This is a genomic window from Asprobacillus argus, from assembly GCF_032248395.1.
Taxonomy (GTDB): Bacteria; Bacteroidota; Bacteroidia; order Flavobacteriales; family Flavobacteriaceae; genus Polaribacter; species Polaribacter argus.
Map to the genome: position 1 here is coordinate 385,923 of NZ_JAVTTO010000001.1, position 15,113 is coordinate 401,035.

Annotated in this window: 15 protein-coding genes; all 15 read left to right on the forward strand. The window is 33.2% G+C overall.

The features are described 5' to 3' along the window. The first annotated feature begins 2 nt into the window (after nucleotides 1-2). The 15 genes from RQM59_RS01720 to RQM59_RS01790 all read left to right on the forward strand — a co-directional run bounded on the left by RQM59_RS01720 (nucleotide 3) and on the right by RQM59_RS01790 (nucleotide 15,100). Complete coding sequence (locus tag RQM59_RS01720) at nucleotides 3-1,496, forward strand: alpha/beta hydrolase (RefSeq protein WP_349240328.1); 1,494 nt, start codon at nucleotides 3-5, stop codon at nucleotides 1,494-1,496. 153 nt (nucleotides 1,497-1,649) lie between these two features. Then, nucleotides 1,650-2,084 carry a hypothetical protein gene (locus RQM59_RS01725; RefSeq protein WP_349240329.1) on the forward strand — a complete coding sequence of 145 codons (435 nt, stop codon included), beginning with the start codon at nucleotides 1,650-1,652 and terminating at the stop codon, nucleotides 2,082-2,084. Nucleotides 2,085-2,287: 203 nt separating this feature from the next. Further along, nucleotides 2,288-3,079 (forward strand): DUF6090 family protein, encoded by a 792-nt coding sequence (locus RQM59_RS01730; RefSeq protein ID WP_349240330.1) that lies wholly within the window; start codon nucleotides 2,288-2,290, stop codon nucleotides 3,077-3,079. A 274-nt stretch (nucleotides 3,080-3,353) separates the two neighbouring features. Next, nucleotides 3,354-3,899 carry a hypothetical protein gene (locus RQM59_RS01735; RefSeq protein ID WP_349240331.1) on the forward strand — a complete coding sequence of 182 codons (546 nt, stop codon included), beginning with the start codon at nucleotides 3,354-3,356 and terminating at the stop codon, nucleotides 3,897-3,899. A gap of 163 nt (nucleotides 3,900-4,062) precedes the next feature. Continuing rightward, nucleotides 4,063-5,118, forward strand: coding sequence for an ATP-grasp domain-containing protein (locus RQM59_RS01740; protein ID WP_349240332.1), 1,056 nt, complete (start codon nucleotides 4,063-4,065; stop codon nucleotides 5,116-5,118). A 303-nt stretch (nucleotides 5,119-5,421) separates the two neighbouring features. After that, a complete protein-coding gene (locus RQM59_RS01745) occupies nucleotides 5,422-6,351 on the forward strand; it encodes a hypothetical protein (RefSeq protein WP_349240333.1) in 930 nt (309 codons plus the stop codon). A gap of 223 nt (nucleotides 6,352-6,574) precedes the next feature. After that, a complete protein-coding gene (locus tag RQM59_RS01750; RefSeq protein WP_349240334.1) occupies nucleotides 6,575-7,324 on the forward strand; it encodes a DUF6090 family protein in 750 nt (249 codons plus the stop codon). Between the two features lie 156 nt (nucleotides 7,325-7,480). Then, nucleotides 7,481-8,620, forward strand: coding sequence for a helix-turn-helix domain-containing protein (locus RQM59_RS01755; RefSeq protein ID WP_349240335.1), 1,140 nt, complete (start codon nucleotides 7,481-7,483; stop codon nucleotides 8,618-8,620). Between the two features lie 109 nt (nucleotides 8,621-8,729). Continuing rightward, nucleotides 8,730-9,815, forward strand: a complete 1,086-nt coding sequence (locus RQM59_RS01760; RefSeq protein ID WP_349240336.1) for a serine hydrolase domain-containing protein — start codon at nucleotides 8,730-8,732, stop codon at nucleotides 9,813-9,815. A gap of 356 nt (nucleotides 9,816-10,171) precedes the next feature. Continuing rightward, nucleotides 10,172-10,792 (forward strand): LTA synthase family protein, encoded by a 621-nt coding sequence (locus RQM59_RS01765; protein ID WP_349240337.1) that lies wholly within the window; start codon nucleotides 10,172-10,174, stop codon nucleotides 10,790-10,792. A 49-nt stretch (nucleotides 10,793-10,841) separates the two neighbouring features. Further along, entirely contained in the window at nucleotides 10,842-12,074 is a 1,233-nt protein-coding gene (locus tag RQM59_RS01770; RefSeq protein WP_349240338.1) for an amidohydrolase family protein, read from the forward strand. A 96-nt stretch (nucleotides 12,075-12,170) separates the two neighbouring features. After that, nucleotides 12,171-13,169 (forward strand): Kelch repeat-containing protein, encoded by a 999-nt coding sequence (locus tag RQM59_RS01775; RefSeq protein WP_349240339.1) that lies wholly within the window; start codon nucleotides 12,171-12,173, stop codon nucleotides 13,167-13,169. A 27-nt stretch (nucleotides 13,170-13,196) separates the two neighbouring features. After that, complete coding sequence (locus tag RQM59_RS01780) at nucleotides 13,197-13,670, forward strand: methyltransferase family protein (RefSeq protein WP_349240340.1); 474 nt, start codon at nucleotides 13,197-13,199, stop codon at nucleotides 13,668-13,670. 48 nt (nucleotides 13,671-13,718) lie between these two features. Continuing rightward, the gene (locus RQM59_RS01785; protein ID WP_349240341.1) at nucleotides 13,719-14,159 is read left to right on the forward strand and encodes a hypothetical protein; all 441 of its coding nucleotides are present in this window, start codon (nucleotides 13,719-13,721) and stop codon (nucleotides 14,157-14,159) included. An 11-nt stretch (nucleotides 14,160-14,170) separates the two neighbouring features. Further along, complete coding sequence (locus tag RQM59_RS01790; protein ID WP_349240342.1) at nucleotides 14,171-15,100, forward strand: TolB family protein; 930 nt, start codon at nucleotides 14,171-14,173, stop codon at nucleotides 15,098-15,100. Nucleotides 15,101-15,113: the final 13 nt, after the last annotated feature.

A 15,113-nucleotide genomic window follows, 5' to 3' on the forward strand; every position in this document is an offset into this window, starting at 1 on the left:
AAATGAAATTCAATTTATTGCCATATATCCTAGTTACTATTTTTAGTAGCTGTCAAAACACTCAGGAAACTGAGCAAATTTTTAAATCATCATTTTCAGAATCAAAAGAAACAACACATAAAATTCCTGAAGAACAGAACTATACATTTGGATACTTGGAAGTGCTAGAAAACAGGCAAAACCCAAATGGTAAAACTATAGAAATCCCAGTCTATATATTCAAAAGCAGAAGTGATAACCCAAATAAAGATCCGATTTTATATACTGTTGGCGGACCAGGTTATACCTCTATGCGTGCATCAAAATATATGGAATATTACAAGTACCTTGATGATAGAGATTTAATTTTATTTGAACAAAGAGGTACTCAATTTGCAAAACCAAGTTTAGACTGTCCAGAATGGGCTAAAGCAGTTTATCATTCGAATCTTCCAAATTTTGATTCAACAAAAAATGATAGTCTATTTCAAAATGCAGCCAAAAAATGCAATGAAAGATTGCGAAAAAACGGGATTGACCTAAATAGATACACTACAAACCAAATTGCTGCCGATATAAATGACTTAATAAATGTGCTGGGAATTGAAAAATATAATTTAGCTACTATGTCTTACAGTACTAAAATTGGTCAGGTTTTAATTAGAGATTATCCAGATAAAATTAGAAGTGTAGTAATGGACTCACCACTTCCATTGGAAGTCAATTACGATGAAGAAAGTGTGAAGAATATTCTAGAATCACTAGAGGTAATACTTAACGACTGCAAAGCAGATGCTGATTGTAATAATGCTTATCCAAATATTAAAACTCGATTTCTCAAATACTTAGAAGAAAAAACAATCAATCCACTTTTAGTGCAAATAGAAAATCCTATAAATGGAAATTTAGAAACATTTTATTTAAAAGGAAAAGATTTAATAACCGTTTTTACTTCTGCTAATACAGGAAGTGTTTCTAATATTCCCTTCGAGATAAAAAAATTACTTGATAATGATTTGTCTTCTGTAAAGGAAAGACTTAAGTATGTATTCCAAGAACCCAAAAAAGGAATTGGACAAGGAATGCGGCTATCAGTATGGTGTGCGGAAGAAAATCCATTCAATTCTCAAGAAAAAATCACTCTGGAAACAAACAAATATCCAGCAGTTATGGGATTGTCACCAGCAGTTTTTAAGAATGAAGTCTGTAATATTTGGAATGTTAAGAAAGTTTCAAAAATAGAGAATGAAGCGATAAAAAGTGATATCCCAATTCTATTAATAAGTGGCGAATATGACAATGAAACGCCTGTTAAATGGGCTGAATCAATGGCCAATAATCTGACGAATAGTTTTCACTTGGTTTTTAGAGGTTGGAAACACGGCCCAACTACCAATTGGACTAATCAATGTGCAATGCAAGCAGCGAATGATTTTTTCAACAATCCGAGTATTAAACCGAATCCAGAATGTTTCGCTGAAATACAAAGTCCTATATTTAAAATTGAGGATAAATAACTGCTTACAACAACGTGTAAAGTTAATTGCTATGGCAAGTGCTTATTTGGAAAATTCCTTCGGAATTTTCTCGCGTTCGTTTTTGTTTACTAAATTAGTTGTTGAAACACGCAACTAACCATACACAAAACCGTTGGCTGTAATATAATTGAAATGAAAAATTGGAATAAAACTGGAAAAGTTAAAGCTTTAGTTATATTAGTAATATGTGTACTATCGTTGATTCTTTTTGACTACAACGAGAATGCTGAGGAACGAAATGACTTTTATTTAGGTATAAGTTTAATCACTTTTCTTGTTGCATTACTTTTTTTTCCTTTAGTGATTAAACTTTGGAGTGTATTTGGAATTAAATTCCAAAAGCCGAATTGGAATGAAAATCCAATTTCCTTAAATTATTCTAAGAGCTTAAACCTTCATCTTTTTGTTGCGTTTTGGATAATATCTTATGGATTCCTAAAAACAATTTTTATTGCTATAAAATTCAATAAATTATATGGCGAAGGAATAATGTTCTTAGTTACTGGAATTGGAATATTTATTGGAATAAAATTAGGCATAGCATGGTTAGGAGATAAAATTGAATAATTAAATACTACAGCCAACAATGGCTATAATTCAGCGAGCTGAATGAATAAAAAAGAAAAAACACTAACTTTCGAGAAACAACTAACCAATGATAAAATTCTTTAGATTATCGAAACTCAATTTTGTGAAACAAAATCAAAAGTCTAGTAGACTTTTGGTTGAGATAGCCGCTTGCGGGCATTCACTAAACATAAATAGAAATTATGATTCAATTTTTTAGACGAATCAGACAAAACTTACTTTCCGAAGGGAAAACCGGAAAGTATCTGAAATATGCTATTGGAGAAATTGTACTTGTGGTCATTGGAATTTTGATAGCACTTCAGATTAATAATTGGAATGAACAGAATAAAGCCGATAGAGTGGAGAACGTTTTCTTGAAGCGCCTATTAGTGGATTTGAATAAAGACAAGGCTTATCTAGAAAGTATTCATTCTAGGCGGGAAAACCAGATAAGAGCAGCAAAAGCTATTATTGATTTTTCAATAGAGACCAAAATAGATTCAATTATATATCAATTACCTAATATGCTGACTATTTCGAGTTGGCAAGAAACAACTTCAAATCAAAACACTTTCCTCGAATTAATGAGCAGTGGGAATTTAAATATTATTAAAAGTGATTCTATAAAAGATGGGTTATTGAGTTTAGATAGGTCTTACAAATCTTTAATAAATGATGACAAGACGAATAAGGAACCGTATGTATCAAATTTATGGCCAGCTGCCGACCTTATAGATCCATACAACTATTTAGTCCTTGAACCTAATTTAAACAAAGAATTTCGAATAAATGAGCGATTGAAACCCAGTGAGATAGAAAATATGATCATAGCGCTCAAACAAGATTTTAAAAAGGTGTTAGACTCAAGAAAATTTCGAAGTGGACTAATGAATGCTATGGATTCTTACGAAAGGTCGTTGCCTGAAATCGAATCGATGATTAAACAGGTTGAAAGTCTTATAACTAGGATTGAAATAGAAATAAAAAAATAACGAAAGTACAACAAGGTGCATAGAGCATACCCTTTGGGATACTAGCCGCACACAGACCGTTGGGCTTCATTATAACCAATACTTTTTAGTTAACAATAATTAACACTAAATAAGAATCGTTAACTACTTTATTTTCACACAATTACTACTTTCAAAAAGTGAAATATAAACACGTAACTTTTTTGAAAAAGTCTCCTTCTTTTTTTAAAAAAAATTTCAAAAGGTTCAGCAAATCGCTGGTCTTAAGTACTAACAATCAATAAATCAAACAATCATGAAAAAAACAAAACACCTTATGTTAATAATATTCCTTTTTAAAGGAATACTATCTTTTGGACAAGACAATAGTGCTTATAAAGTTATCTATGAAGCAGACAGAAAAGGCAACGCTATCTCAGGAAGCTTAGAAGAATTAATAAAATATGTAAACAATGGGAACCCAATTAGAGTTGGCTGGAGTTTAGCCATGCAAATGCCTGATAAAGAAGTAATAGAAATGTGGCATTGGACCGATGCAAATTTTATTACCACATTAAACGGGAATGTCTTCGCTCAAGTAAAGGGTATTTTTCAACAAGGGCCAAGTTTTTCAGCATCTGGAACCGCTTCAGTTGTTTTAGTGTCGGACGCTTCCGCAAATAGCTGGGTTGGTATTATTGGTACTACAGGTGTAATGCATCAAAAGTTTGCCGAAAGTAAAACAATGACTAAAATGTATAAAGACATGGGCTATTCTGACGAGAAAATTAAAGAAGAATATAAAAAACAAGAAACTATGAAATTTAAAACCAAATGGACGGTGCTAACCAGTAGTAAATAACAAATCCATGAAAAGAGCACAACAACGTGTATAGCTCATTGCAGCTGAATTCCTAATCAGAATTCCTTGCAATTTGCTATCTTTCGGTTACGGCGGAAGATCATAGTTGATTTTCTGCAACGAGCCATACACAAAAACGTTAGCAATAAGCTAAAAAAATACAGTGCAATCAATAGCAATTCTATACCAATCCAAACTTCCGCCAATAAAAAATGGCATTCAGAAACCAATGAAACCAGGTGGTTATTCGGATAGTGGAGCTGACATCGCTTATGAATTGCAAAAAAATGGTATTAGGATAGTTACGCCAATCAGTAAGCCAAACATTAAAACAGATTTAGATTGGGTATTTCCTGATACAAAAAAAGGAATTCAAGATGCGTTAGATAAAGGAGCAAACACCTTTTGGTTAAACACTGTTTTATACAAAACCCACGAAATAGAAAGCTTCTTTGAACGAAATTTTCAATTTATCGGACAATTACCAAGTCAAGTTGATATGTACGATGACAAATATTTTACAAATGAACTTTTAAGAAAAAATAAAATTTCTATTCCTAAAACGAAATTAATCTCAAAAGAAAATTTGACCAATTGCAAATTGGATATTGATTTCCCAATAGTCGTTAAGCCAATAAGAGGAAGAGGAAGTCAAGGTGTTTCGCTGGTTAGAAATCAAAGAGAATTGGACAATACACTAAAAGAAATATTCTCGAATAACGAATATGGAAATACAGTTTATGTTGAGCAATTTTTCAGCGGACAAGAAATAACAGTTACTGTAATGCCTTCTGGAAATTATTTGATTGACGAACAGGAAAAGATTTATAAAAATCCTTGGTGTCTTCCTGCTGTAAAAAGATTTAATCATAAAGATGGAATAGTACCATATAACGGAATTGTAGCAGTAATGGAAAACAGTTCAGTTCTTGAAAATAACGAGCTAAGTTCAAAAAAAATAATTGATGCTTACAGACAATGTGAAAAAGCGAGCGAATTGTTAAATATCAAAGCACCAATACGAATAGATTGTCGTGCAGACGAAAAAGGAGATTATTTCTTGTTCGATTTAAATATGAAACCTAATATGACTGGACCATCAAGACCACATAGAGGAAATCAAGATAGTTTGACTTTATTGGCTTCGAGAAAAATAGGCTGGAATTACATAGATTTATTAAGAAATATGATTAGACAATCATGGAAAGCCAGTTGCTAGTTAGAGCCTACCCTTCGACTGCGCTCAGGACAGGCTGGTTGGCAGGTTCGGTTTGTTTTTGCTAAATTAGTCGCTTAACACACGTAACGAAATCATACACTAGAACGTTAGTTACAAGCTAGATAATGATAGATTTTAGCCAGAAAACAAGACATCAAAAAACGCTCAAAATGCAATGATCCTTAAAAACATTAGAAAAATGTTTTATTATCCCGATGAAACATATGAAAAAAGCATATATTTAAAGACATATAACTGGTTGGCAAACATTAAATAAAACCAAATTCACAAAGTAATTTTCACATGAAATTTAAAATCATCATCTTTTTTTTAACTTTTAGTCTGGTTTTTTCTGCTTGTAGCGAAAATGAACTTCCATTGCCACAAACAGTAGAAATAGAGGTTTTAAATGTAAATCTTAATGATGGAGAAATAGAATTACAGGGAACTCCATTATTAGTAGGACAAACCGGAAAATGGGAAATTTTATCAAATAATCAAGTGGTCGGGATTTTTTCTGATGAATCTAGTTCTAGAACATTTTTAAAAGGTAATATTTATGAGGAATATGAAATTAAATGGACCGTTTCAAATAATAATTCTGAATCACACCATAGCATAATAAAAAGAATGAGTGAAGACTATTCTCTAGAGGAACTTTTAGAAGTAAATAGAGATATAGAAGCTTTATTAAATTTTTATACACCACATCAATTAGCAACAGCTCAATCAATCCATGCTCCTACTACTTTAGATTTTATAGAATTGGGGTATGATGAAGAAAGGTTAAAACAAGAAGGGTTAATTTTAGAGATAAATGGAACAGGTTTTTATATCATGGCTTTTCTACATGAACCTATTTTATTAAATGCAGATGAAATTATTCAGGGAATAAATGATAATCTATCCAACATGAATACATGGAGAATTCCTACTATGGATGAATTACAATATATTTATGACAATGTAAATAATTTAGATTTAGAATTAGATAATCAATTTTTATATCCAGATAATCCAGTAGTTGAACTTTCTCAAACCGCTCGAGACATAAATGAATGGCTTTCTTCTACAAGAGAAGGAGATTGTATTGTTTCAAGTATTTCAGGAGAAACAACAGATTTGATGAAAACTTTAAACCTAAAAACTGGTAATTCAGATTTAGTTTGCCTTACATATTATTTTTGTGATTGCGTTAAGTTTACCTATTTGATTCCTGTAATCCAACTATAATTTTTTTCGAATGTAGACAATTCTAAAATTAATTTCACTAGATTACAAATACCGTTAACCAACATAGTATAAGCATAATAAGGGCTAAGGGTCTAAATTATAAGGTAGTTTGTGTGTACAAAATAATTTTGCACACACAAACTAATTGCTAACAAATCCGTTGTACTTCATTTTTGAAACAGTTCTAGTTCAAATAAACTACCTTTAGAGAAATCAACTTCCAATGATAAAATTCTTTCGGCGAATTCGCCATAAACTGCTGTCTGAAAATAAATTCAGCAAATACTTGATTTATGCTATTGGGGAAATAATTTTAGTTGTTATTGGAATTTTGATCGCTCTCTCAATAAATAATTGGAATGATTACCAAAAAGACAGAGAAATAGAACAACTGCTTCTAGAAAATCTACTGAAGGACTTAGAAAAAGATAAACTTGGACTGGCTCGATCCACAGCAAACAATCAATATAGCCTTAAAGTAATGGATACTATGTTTTATAACATTAGTTCTAATTCAAATTATAATATCATGGACTTCTTAAGACACAACGCTTCTTTTCTATATTTCAACCAATTTTTAATTTCAAAAGGAACTTATGTCGAAAATTTATCTTCGGGCAAATTTTCATTGATTTCAACCGATACTTTGAAGGGGGAAATTTTGGATTATTATGAAATTGCGGTTCAAACTCTCGGTGCCGATAAAACTATAATCCCTATAATGAAAGACTTATCAGCTGATTTTAATGAATTACTTGGCGGTACCCAAGAATATGCTATGGTGTTAGGGCTAAAAACAAATTTTCCCAATATTGATATTAAAGGTATTTCTAACAATCCAAAATATCACAGAATATTAACAGGGAAATATCTTATTTTACGAGCTCAAATAAGTGATTGGAAGCGTTTTATGAGTACTAATGAACACCTCATAAAGTCTATTCAACAAGAACTTGATGTAAGATTCAAATAACGAAAGCACAAAAACGTGTATAATTCATTGCTTTAATATACCTATCTAAAATTTCTAGCTACTAAATATTAGACTGTTCTTTTTGCTATCTTAGTCCAAACAGAATAATCCATGCACAAGATCGTCGTGCATAATTTAAAACTTCACATATTTAATTTGAATCCTCAATTCTCTTTATTTGATTTATTAATTTTACTTGGAATAATCCAAGGAATCATTACTAGCATATTATTACTCAACTCAAAAAAAAATATACAAAGTAATAAACTTCTTGCTTTAGCGCTTCTTTCTTTTTGTTTTTTAAGTACCAAACCTCTTTTACATACATTCCATCTTTGGGAGACCAATTTCTTTCGGTTTTTTCCAAATGGTATCGAGTTAGCTCTTTCTCCGCTCATTTATTTTTATATAAAATCACTTGTCACTTCAAGATTTCGTTTTAAACCTAGACATTGGATACACTTTATTCCATTTTTACTAGCTCAGATCTATGCTTTTATAGTTTATTTTTCGGTTTTACGAGTAAATGATTTTAATGAAAAAGATAGTATTGCACAAAGTTTTAGTTTTGATTTTGTAAAACAGTCCGAAGAATATCTACTACTACTTTTGTTGCCATTTTATCTATTTTATAGCTATAAAGAGCTTATGAATTATAAAAAATGGCTTGACAATACAATATCAGATAGTACATTTCCTGATTTTAGTTGGTTGAAGAATATATTTAAGCTTTCTCTATTAATTGGCCTCTTTTTGCTTGTAAATCATTTTTTAGACATATTCTTTGATTTAGGAGACACAACCGTTCTGCATTACAATTTACTTAATCTATTCATTGCTTTTATGATATATTATTTAGGATTAAAAGGATATCTTCAACCAGATTATACGTTTAGTAAAAATGAAATTGCTACTACTACTAATCTCCCTTCTAAAATATCTGATGTCAAATTCAAAGAAACTGTTGAGCAACTGCAAAAAGTAATGGACGTCGATAAAGTTTTCCTATACCCAAAACTTACGATTCGAGAATTGTCCTATATGATTAACATCCCTCAAAGAGATTTATCTCACATTATCAATCAATACTATAAATTAAGCTTTAGAGATTTTATAAACCAATATCGCCTGGAAGACGTAAAATCCAAATTGAAAGATGAGAATTATAGCCACATGTCTATTTTAGGTATTGCTCTAGAATCTGGTTTTAATTCTGAAGCGAGTTTTTATCGCATCTTCAAAAAAAACACGGGAGTTTCCCCAAAAGAATTTATCCAACAAAAAAACAATGAATAACCTTCTATTATTTACTCTCAAAACACGTATTGAGAGTTAATCATTTGATTTTACAGTAACAGATTCAGTTAAGTTTTTGTCCTTTGTGTATATCAAATAATTAACACCTATGACAATTAAAAAATTCTTAAAAAGAACACTCGCTATTCTATTATTGCTCTTAACTTTTCTGTTTATCTATCTTGCCACTCCAAGGGTTACCAATACTGATCCTAAATTTCAAACTGAATTAATTTATGGAGACCCTATTGATACAACAATTAAAAACATCTTAACACCAAAAAAAGAGCCAAAGAGAACTAGGTCCATCGTTATTCTTCAAAATGAAAAAATAATATACGAATATGGCCCTACAGATAAAATCATGAATACGGCCTCTATACGTAAATCTATTCTTGGAATATTGTATGGGATAGCCGTTGACAGGGGGCTAGTTAATATTAAAAAGACTCTTGCCGAACTCAAAATTGATGAATCAATCCCTTTAACCAACCAAGAGAAAACAGCTACTATACAACATTTGTTAATGTTTAAATCTGGCATTTATTTACCATCTCAAGGAGAGCACGATTCACAAATAACGGATAGACCCAAAAGAGAGAGTTATAAACCTGGTGATTATTTTTTCTCAAATAATTTTGATGCCAATGCTTTAGGAACAATATTTATGCAAGAAACAGGAATGTCTATTGGAAAATTTATGGAGAAGTACCTTGCCATACCAATGGGACTTCAAGATTTTTCAGAACAAAATGTGATCTTAGGAGACCCCTGGTTTTGGCCCAAAAAAGAATCAAAACACAAGCAATATTACATTTATTTGAGTACAAGAGATCTAGCCAGAATAGGTGCAATGATTGCAAATGAAGGGCAGTGGGGTGGAAAACAAATAGTATCCAAAAAGTGGGTAGCTCAAAGCACTATTTCTTATAGTAACCTTAAAGAAAATCATATAAATTATGGGCGTTATGATGGGTTCGGTTATCAGTGGTGGCTTTCATCTGACACTAATACTATATGGGCAGATGGTTATGGAGAAAGGTTTCTGATCATAAATCCAAATCAAAATTTGACTTTAGTAGAACAAAATTTCACGGGTAATTCTTTACTAACGACAGGGTTATGGTTGATGAATGGAAATATGGATTCTGGTATAGAGAGCCTAATAAAGGCCCATGATCTCATAGCGAAATAGAGTTAAAAACTATATACAATAATGTATAAGGGCAATGTGCTTCACTCTCCACTTCATTATGAAGAGTAGGTTCGGTTACCTTAGGGTAAACCGATCCTGACTCGAATTGCTAACGATTAATTCTTTTAACAAAAAATCATAGTTTAATCCTATAACTCGCGTTTATCTTTCTCCTTTAGACCAGTGCTCACGATTCCATTTATTAGCCATAATTCATTGTGGCGTTATAACACACCAAAATAAAAGCATGAATCAACGGTTGATTTCTAATGAGCATTAGCAACCTAAACTATTAGACTGTAACCTCTTCTCCTATATTGTCGTCCTAGTACAAATATTTTAAATACAAATACCTTATGAATCAGTTGACAAAATACAGTGGATACGCTCTGGTAATGGCAGGGATTTTTTTTGCAATACCCAACACAATTATTTTACCCTTTGTAGATTTTGGAGCACCCTTTGGTGAATTGCAAGCATCCACTCCTTTTTTTTATAGAATGATCTTTGCTGCATCGACTGTAGCTTTTCTTTTATTTGGTACCATCGGAATTTTCTTATATCATACCGAAATTAAACATCTCAAATTATTTAGGTTAGTTACTTTTTTACTGGCTTTTTTTGGCAGTGCCTTTATGTTAGCAAATGAATGGCATCAAATATTTGTGCTTCCTGATATGGCCAATATACACCTTGAAGCCGTAAATAAAGTAGGTTCTTCCGATCATATAGGCAGATATAGTATCGGTGCTTTGATCGCATTATCGCTATTTTCCTTTGGTTGGATCTTGAATAGCATATCACTTTTACTCAGTAAAAAATTAAAACGAATAGGGCCTGCACTAGTCATTACAGGGTTTTTGATTATTCCATTTATTTCAGGACTATTGACACCTGTATTAGGAGGTATCATTGGAGGTGTAATCTTGGGAACAGGTTTTTTCTTGATCGGTATTGAGTTGATCAAAACAAAATAACTAACTTGTAATACCTTATCTTAAGATAATCATTTAACAACGTTAGAGTATGAAACATTTGTTTAAAACGGTAATTGCTGCATTGACTTGCATCATTATTACTTCTTGCAAGAACTCCGATGAGCAATCAATATTATTAAAAGATCCAACCATCATTGATGTTTCAAACGGGCAATTGTATACCAATTCAATCTTGATAGAAAATGGTGTTATCAAAGAAATGGGAGATTATAACGAGCTGGCTAAAAAGACAGCTACACAAGTAGTAGACTGTACCGGGAAATATGTTATTCCAGGTCTATTTGACATGCATATGCATCTTGTAGAAAAAGAGAATAGCATCCCTGAACTCCATAGATTATTAAAGAGTGGAATTACCGGAATTAGAGATATGGGAGGGATTGCGGACACCGTTGCACAAGCAAAAAAAATGATCCGAAATGGAGATCTACTAGGCCCAGATATTTATTTTGCAGGTTATACACTGGATGGTACTCAAACTAATGATCCCTTTCATTTAAAGGTCCATGATACTACCGATATAAAAAAGCTGGTTTCTAATCTGGAAGCTATAGGGATAGATTTTTTAAAAGTTCACAATTACTTTCCGACTCACAAATTAGTCGAACTGAAGAAAGCCGGAAATGAAATAGGTATAAAAATTGCGGGGCACATTCCCGTAGGCATTGGGCTATTTGAATTGGATTCAGTTGGAATCAAATGTATTGAGCATATAAACTCCCTCATTAGCAGCATCGTTTTAAAGAAGGCTAATGGGGTAAACAACCTTAACGAAGGTCTGCATGCTTTAGACTCCACGTATATTTCTAAATTATCGACTTACTTTAAAAAGAACGGTATTGCGTTAACTCCTACTTTGTATGCTATGAATGATATGTACGCTAATTTAGAAGGAGAAGCAGCTAGAGCGAAAGGGCTTCGTATGATGCGTGTCTTTAACAATATCATTCGATGGATGGCGCATAATGAGGTATTGTTACTAGCAGGTACGGATCGAGGTATTCTTAACGACAACAATATATATGAGCTTCAAGACGAATTAGGCATCCTGGTTGCATCTGGCTTATCACCATTACAAGCGTTAAAAACGGCAACCATAAATCCTGCAAAATTTCTCAATATTGATACGGCCTATGGTTCTGTAGAGATCGGTAAAAAGGCAAACCTGATCATTTTAAATAGTAATCCGTTACTTGACATCTCCCATACAAAAGACATTCATACTGTATTGAAGGAGGGCAAGTTATTTAGAGATTCATAAAAACTGCATATAGGAGAGAGTTTACCTAGAAAACTAAAACAAAATAACTAACTTTAATGCGGTCGATCTCCCAATTTGATTCGTACCAAAGAATGTATGACCCATATTTTTGCTAAACATTGTCTACTTAAAATAGTACTGTTTATACTTATACTTCCTATAGAACAAGTCTATTCACAGAGTCAAGAGAGCCCTTGCCCAAGAAATCAACCAGTTCTTACCTATCATAGTAAAACAAATAACATTTTTCTTTTTGGAGGTTTCTGTAGTACTACTAAAAAAAGACTCAATGATCTTTGGAAATTTGATGGTAAGAAATGGGAACTGGTAAAATCAAAAATGGCCCCTACTCCAAGAAGTGGTCATGCAATGGTGTATGATTCATTTAGAGATCGTCTAATCGTATTTGGCGGAAAGAATCAACAGAGAGAGCTTCTTAACGATCTATGGTCCTGGGACGGAACGAACTGGACCCTGCTAAGCAATGAAGGGCCAACTCCAAGGCAATCTCATAGAATAGCTTTCAATAGTGATAATGGAGATATTTTCCTTTTTGGAGGTTCAAATATTTCTAAGCAATCTTTAAATGATACTTGGATTTTTAGAAATGGTAAGTGGAAAAGGCTAACTCCGAAACAATCGCCTGCTCCACGATTTCAACACACTTTATCTTACGATCAGCAACGTAAAAAGATGGTATTGTTTGGGGGGGGTCATAGGGATGATAATGGTAAAACGATATACGGAGATACCTGGGAATGGAGTATCTCGCAGGGATGGATGCTAAAAGATGAGAACACTAAAATGGCAAGGGATCATCATGCAATGGCATATGATCCAGATTCAAAAAAGATCATGCTTTTTGGAGGCTATAACAAAGGGTATCTTGGAGATACCTGGAGCTGGAACGGGAAGAAATGGATTCTGAAAACCACTGAAGGCCCTGCAAGAGCAGGAAAACCCGGATTGATCTTCAATACTCTGGAAAAAAGTATGATGCTATTCGGTGGTGGGAACAATGAAAATATGTATTTAATGGATTTTTGGCAGTTCAATAGCACTGCGAACTCATGGAATCCGCATATAAAGAAGTAGTAGATGGAACAACTAATTTAAAATAGTATGATATCGCTATTCATACGTAACCTGCTCTTTACAATATTGCAACCAGGATTAGTAGCTGGGCTCATACCATGGTGGATTACCAGTTTCGATATCACTAGTATATTCGATAAGGCCTGGTCATGGCATCATTATATTGGGGTCCTTATATTTCTGATTGGATTTACAATAATGCTTTGGTGTATTATCAGTTTTGCTGTAAAAGGACGCGGGACACTCTCTCCTGTTGATCCCACAAAAAAATTGGTTGTTTCTGGGTTGTATTATTTTTCCAGAAACCCCATGTATGTTGGCGTAGTACTTATGCTTATAGGAGAAGCTCTGTTTCTTCAATCCGCAGACCTATGGGTGTATTCTCTTTTTATCTTTATAACTTTCAATATATTCATATTGCTTGTGGAAGAACCTCGTTTGAGAAAAGATTTTGGAGAAGAATATCATTTGTATTGTCAAAAAGTAAGACGCTGGATATGATCTCTTCAAGTAAAAACGAGAAGAATAGCTAACTTTAAAAATAAAATAATGATCAACAGGTTACAGTTTTCAATTGATATAGAAGCAGAGAAAGCCAAGATATGGAATGCTCTTTGGAATGAGGATGCGTATCGTGAATGGGCCAGTGTATTCTTTGAAGGTTCTTATGCTATTTCCGATAATTGGAAAGAAGGCAGCAAAGTATTGTTTCTAGCTCCAGATCAAAGCGGTATCTATAGTATTATTGAAACGCATATTCCGAATGAGATTATAGGTTTTAGGCATATCGGAAACGTAGTAAACGGAGAGGAACAACCGATTGATGATGAAACAAAACGATGGTCTGGAGCAATCGAAATTTACAGGCTTACAGAAGGAGTACATAAAAACATACTTTGTGTTGAAATAGATGTCATGGATGAACATCTCGATTTTATGACAGCTACATTTCCGAAAGCACTGGAAAAGATCAAAAAAAACTGCCTATAATACTTTAAGGAATGAACAAGACACTATTTAAGTTTGGTCTACTTACACTTAGTAGTCTATTTAGCTACATCAGTTGCTCTAATATATCCAAGGAACCTGCGCGACGGGTTTTTGAGGATAATAATATATCGACAAAATCAGTAGAACTTTCGCCTACTTTTTCAAGCGATGGTAGAGAAGTATACTTTACTCGGAGTACAGGCAAATGGGGCATGGGAGGAGGAAAAAGTTCAATCTACTATTCGGTTAATAAAAATGGAAAATGGTCTACTCCTAAACTTGCTTCCTTTTCTGGTGAATACAATGACGGTGCTCCTCATTTATGTGCTAATGGAAAAACCTTATACTTTACTTCTACAAGACCTGTGATCGGGGTAGAGAAAGCTTCCAAGGACATCTGGAAAGTAGAAAGAGGTATCAACAATGTTTGGGGTTCTCCTATACGACTAGCGTTTCCAATAAATTCCGAAAGAAGTGAATACAGTCCGAGCACGGATAAATGGGGTAATTTGTATTTCGCGTCGAATCGTTCTGGCGGATATGGTCAGGGTGATATCTATTTTGCAAAAAAAGAAAAAGATACATTTGCCTCGTCTGTTAATATGGGTGCCGTTATTAATGCTGATAGCGGTGAATGGAATGTAGAAATCAATGACAACGGAGATATTCTCATTTTTGAATCTTCTGGCAGAGATGAAAACCTTTCTCCTTATGGAGACCTATACATAAGCTTTCGATTAAACAACCAATGGTCAGTACCGCAAAACATGGAGGAATTAAATACAACAGGGAGTGACCTCTATGCAGAATTGACGCATGGAGATACATTATTATACTATACTTCGAGCGATAGCTTACCTAGTATTGACACGGATATTTATGTTATCGAATTTGATCACATTCATAAGAAGTATCATAAAAGGGCCATATTTAGCGAATAACGCATCGCTAACT